General features: G+C 54.4%; 4 protein-coding genes. 2 read left to right on the forward strand and 2 right to left on the reverse strand.

Going from position 1 to position 4,761, the window contains the following annotated elements; translation table 11 throughout:
• Positions 1–353 precede the first annotated feature (353 nt).
• Both ACR0J4_RS23010 and ACR0J4_RS23015 read left to right on the forward strand, forming a co-directional pair.
• The gene (locus ACR0J4_RS23010; RefSeq protein ID WP_480668835.1) at positions 354–911 is read left to right on the forward strand and encodes a hypothetical protein; all 558 of its coding nucleotides are present in this window, start codon (positions 354–356) and stop codon (positions 909–911) included.
• Positions 886–2,739: a 7-cyano-7-deazaguanine synthase gene (locus tag ACR0J4_RS23015; protein WP_480668836.1), complete on the forward strand. Its 1,854-nt coding sequence runs from the start codon at positions 886–888 to the stop codon at positions 2,737–2,739. The genes ACR0J4_RS23010 and ACR0J4_RS23015 overlap by 26 nt, the downstream gene beginning before the upstream one ends.
• On the opposite strand, the gene ACR0J4_RS23020 is transcribed toward ACR0J4_RS23015, so the two are convergent.
• Together ACR0J4_RS23020 and ACR0J4_RS23025 are read right to left on the reverse strand one after the other, a co-directional pair.
• Positions 2,740–3,801, reverse strand: coding sequence for a site-specific integrase (locus tag ACR0J4_RS23020; RefSeq protein ID WP_170644468.1), 1,062 nt, complete (start codon positions 3,799–3,801; stop codon positions 2,740–2,742).
• Entirely contained in the window at positions 3,779–4,285 is a 507-nt protein-coding gene (locus ACR0J4_RS23025; protein ID WP_170644470.1) for a helix-turn-helix domain-containing protein, read from the reverse strand. Before ACR0J4_RS23025 ends, ACR0J4_RS23020 begins: the two co-directional genes overlap by 23 nt.
• Positions 4,286–4,761: the final 476 nt, after the last annotated feature.

Genomic DNA, 4,761 nt, shown 5'->3' on the forward strand with positions numbered 1-4,761 from the left:
TTTTCAAAGACTTACGAGGCGATCTCATGCCTAACACTCGCTTCGGGTAAGCGCAGGGTAAGCGAAGGCCGCCATTTTTCCCTTTACATTCGCCTGATGGTTGAATGACTCTTCAGGCAAGGGAGGAGCGGATGGGACACATCAGGCTTGGCACTTTGCCTCGGTCCAGGAAGTGGCGCGAGGTCGTTGATCTGATCGCAACCAATGCGCCGGTCGAACAGATCGCCGAGGCCGCAGCGGATGCATCCGACAAAGATCTTAAACGGGCGAGTCGTGACCCTCGGTTTCAATTTGTAAGTGATCTTCTGGTGCGGTTGCCTTTGCTTGCGAGGGCCCCTGGCTTCGAAGACGCTTTGGTCGATCTCGGAATCGACAGATCAGAGCTTAACTCTGTGACAGGACTGCTTGCAGGATTGGAACGCGTTGTTGATCGCAACAGTTTTGATCTCCGAGGTTCCTCAGATGCAGGCGAATTGGCGAAGGCCGCGCTCTTGGAAAGCCTTTCCGTTCAGCTGCACGACCGGTTGCCATCGCTGTTTGAACCGACACCGCAAGAAATTCGCCAAGCACTCGCGAGTTTCGCCGTGGGTGATGCATTTGCGAGACTCGCGCGGGATTTCTTTGCCCGGCTGACATACCGCTCTCTAGACTACTATCTGAGCCGGGAACTCGCCAATCACACTGGCGAGGATCGACGCTTTTCAACCGATGCACAGCGAGTGGCATTTCAACAAGCCCTGGCCCAGCACACATTTGAAGTGTCAAGAATCGTCGAAGAATATGCGGGCGGCTGGTATGGCAAAACCGTCTGGCAGAAGCAGGCGCTTGATCGCGATGCAATAGACAAGTTCACAGCTTACGCGTTCAAAAAGATGCGCTCGGAATTTGGGCGCCGTCGCGCCGTTGCCTGAAGTTGAAGTCAGATGGTTGCCGCCCCTGACAAAAAGCGGCGGTGATGAAGTCCTGCGTCTCGACATTGCTGGCCGCGAAGTCGCAATGACGCTACGGATTGGACAATTGAACCGTCAATTGGTCGAGGGATTGCAGGATCGTGTGCTCGATTTGCTGGAGATTGCCGCGCTTGTCTATTGCGCGGACGCGGCAGTCAGCCGTGGTGGTTTGGCAGATCAGAAGATGGGTGAGAAGTGGCACAGACGGTTCGTAGCCACCATGCCGGTACGCGATCTGGATTTCTGGCAACGTGAGAGCGTAATACAGGCTCTGGAAGAAACGTTGATGTTTCTATCCGGCGATCGCTTTGAATTTTCTTTTTCGATCAAAGACGAACCGGATGCAGAGCGATCGCGCTTCTTCAAATTCGGTCGAAATAGTTCATGGAAGCCCCACCGTGTCTTGATGTTTTCCGGCGGGCTCGATTCCTTTGCGGGCGCTGTGGAAGAAATCGTGGAACAGAAGCATCGGGTTGCTTTGGTCAGTCATGCCTCGTCCACGAAAATAGCGCCGGTCCAGAAACGGCTGATCTCAGCGTTGAGCAAACGGTACGGACCGGAAAAGTGCCGTCACATTCCCATGAGCGCCCAGTTGAAGGGTCGATCGACTGCGGAAAGAACGCATCGCACGCGCTCATTCTTGTTCGCGGTACTTGGGTCGATCACTGCAAAGGCCTTCGGACTGGACCGCTTGTCGTTCCATGAAAACGGCGTTGTGAGCCTCAACCTGCCGCCGGTTGGCAGTGTCATTGGAACGCGAGCGACGAGAACGACCCATCCTAAGGCACTCAACCTGTTGACCGGTTTTCTGCAGCTTGTTTTCGAGAACGATATGCGCGTCGACAATCCCTACTTCGCGCGCACTAAAGCTGAAGTCGTGGAGCGCATCTCCCAACTTGGGATGGCAGATCAAATTGTCGAGACGCGCAGTTGCGCGGATGTGCATAATCAAACCAATCAATACTTCCATTGCGGTCGCTGTTCGCAGTGTATCGATCGGCGTTTTGCGATGCTCTCAATAGGGCTTGAACGTTTTGACCCTGAAGATGCGTATCGCGTGGACTTGATGTCGGACGCTCGACCGAACGGCATCGACCGGGAGATGGCGTTGTCCTATGTGCGCAATGCAGTGTTGTTTGAAAACGCCACGCCAGATGCACTGATCCGAAATTTCCCCGTTGTGTTGGATGCGGTCAATTACCTCGACAATCCGCCAGACACAGCCATGGTGATGATCGCAGATTTGCTGAACCGCCATGGAAAGGCGGTCACATCGGTGATGCGTCAAACTCTTGAAAGCAAGTCACCCGGTGAGTTCCCTGAACAGAGTTTGCCAAGACTATATGGTGCGATGCAGAGCGCCTTGACCTTGCCGTTCGTACCTGCGGCCTCAGTTGATAAAAACGAGAAACAGCAACTTCCGCTGTCCATAGAAATCGACAAAGCCTCCCGTTTGGTTGTGATCGGCGAACATGTTGAGCTTAAGAAAAATGCCACAGCTGACCTGTTAGTGGTCTTGGCTGAAGAGTGGCTCCGTTCTGCTGGTGAAGGTCTCGAACCCATGGACCATCACTGCGTGAAATCTGGCGAACTCGTTGAAAAATTAGGCGTTGAATCCGACGAAGCCGTTAGACGGAGAATTCAGACTGCTCGCAGAACGCTTGCAGGGAGATTGGAGTCCGCTGGCCTGTCAGTTGATAAGCCCCAAGAGCTGATTGAAAATCTCCCTTGGCATGGATACCGGCTTGCTCCCGAGCGCGTGGTCGTTCGGGTGCGTCACCGGAGCTGATCATTCATCAATAACCGCGTCCTCGTCTGGCAACGGTCCACGGCGGCGAAACCGCCCCATCAGTTCGACCTGACGGCCAGGTGAAACAGAACCATAGGAGCTGAACGTCGTCATCACGTCGTCGTGTCCCATGTTCTGCGACCAGGCTTTATAGTCCTCTGGTGTCCTGCAGTGAAGTTTTGCCAGCTCTGCGATCGTATCTCGCACGCGGTGCGGCGAAAACGGTGGCAGCCCAGCGTTGATGAAGGCTTTCTTGAAGATTCCGGCCGCTGATGACGGGCCTGCCCACGGCTCACGCGCGATCCCCATGGTCTCAAAGCGCCGAGACGGGCCAACAGCAACGCGCGTTTTTGGAAATAAAGCATCTGTGTCTGAGAAGAGATGGTCCTTACGAAGCTCTCCGATCCATTCTCGCATAATTTGTTCGACGTTATCACCGAAGGGAAAAAAGCTGGCCGTGAAGGACTTTCCAAACTTCGTATCCACGGAACGTCCGTCAAACTGCACGCATCTGTTCGCAAGGTCGACGTGTCGCAGTTGCACTGTGATGGCCGCACCTTCGCGCGATCCGGTCAGGAACAAGAAGGCAATCAGGGCGCGATCACGGCGCTGGATTACGGTTTCCACCGGCATCGAAGACAAAAGGTGGTCCACCTGTTCGGGAGACGGATGCGGCTTCCAAAGAGTGCTACGACGGGCCTGTTCCGATTTGCGATCCGGCGTGAGATAGGCAATGTCTGAGCGTGAGATCTTTGACTTGTACCCCGGTTGGTCCGCCATCCAGTCAAAGAGCTTCATTACATCGCGCAACACACCGTTTATCGTGGCAGCCGACAATGGGGCGCCCGTGCGTTCGTTGCGCAAACTTTGCAGATGGCGTTTGAACGCGCGCGCCCTTTCTGAATGAAACGCCCTGTAGTCCTTGCCTTTGAGCCATCTGTCATAGATGGCAATCGACGCTGCAGCTTTGTCGATCGAAGATTGCGACAGCCCCTTTGCGTCCTTCAGCCAGACGAGGTGTTTGCGCTTGATACGCAGGTTATCCGAGGTGTGTTTTGACATGGGTCTCGGGCTCCTCTTTCAATGTCACTTTTGAATGGGGTTCAGCACAGGACACTAATCTTGGGGAGGCTTGTTGAATTGTGACCTCCAGTTTGGCCTGAATGGCTTCCAGATCTGAACGGCGAATGATCTTATTCATGACCGCACCGCACGTCGGACAGAGGGCTGTTACGCGGCCGCTGGAAGCTGTTTCCTGAACATAATCCGCAATCTTGCCGTCAGGTTCACGCGGACCTCTGCAACTGAGGCAGTAGCAGTGATGCAATGCCAACTTGCACCGCGCCTTGCGTTGTCTTTGTCCGAGGAAGTTCTTGAGCACATGTCCTTCGATCAACCAAGGCTTGCTGCTGGTATCAGCCGCAAGTCCGTTGTTCCAAATCCAGCGAATGACGGTCTGGCGATGACAGCCCAAAACGTCCGCCACCTCCCAGACTGTGTAGACAAGGTGCGATTTGACTTTGTGTGAGGGGAAGGACTTTGCCATTACACACCCTCCCCGGAAATTGGTCCGCATGTGTTCTGGCAGATCTGGGCCTCTTCATAGGCTTCGATCACGCCTTCATCGTATAAAACGCGCGCGCCGATCTTCAAAAACCTGGGACCCTTTCCGAGCCACCGCCACTGCTCTAGCGTTCGCGGCGACATGTGCCACCGCTCCGCCAGCTGATCTTGTGTCAACTTGGTCACATCAACCTCAACTGTTCTCTGCGGCACGAGGAAGTTCGGTCCGCTTCTGTTGAACAAAGTGAGGGTTCGGAGTTCAGAAATCTGTGGCCACCGCCAATAAAGGCGTGACACATGCCAGGGCTAAATCATTGATATTATGTGACTTGAATCAGAAAGGTGTGACGCATCCGCAAAAATGCGTGACCTTGCCACCCAAATCGCAGGGAGTCAGCGGCTGCAAACGACCCGAAAGCTGACGTTAATCAAAAATGCTTGGAAGACGGCTTCGAGCCC

The sequence above is a fragment of the Ruegeria sp. B10 genome, from assembly GCF_056539825.1.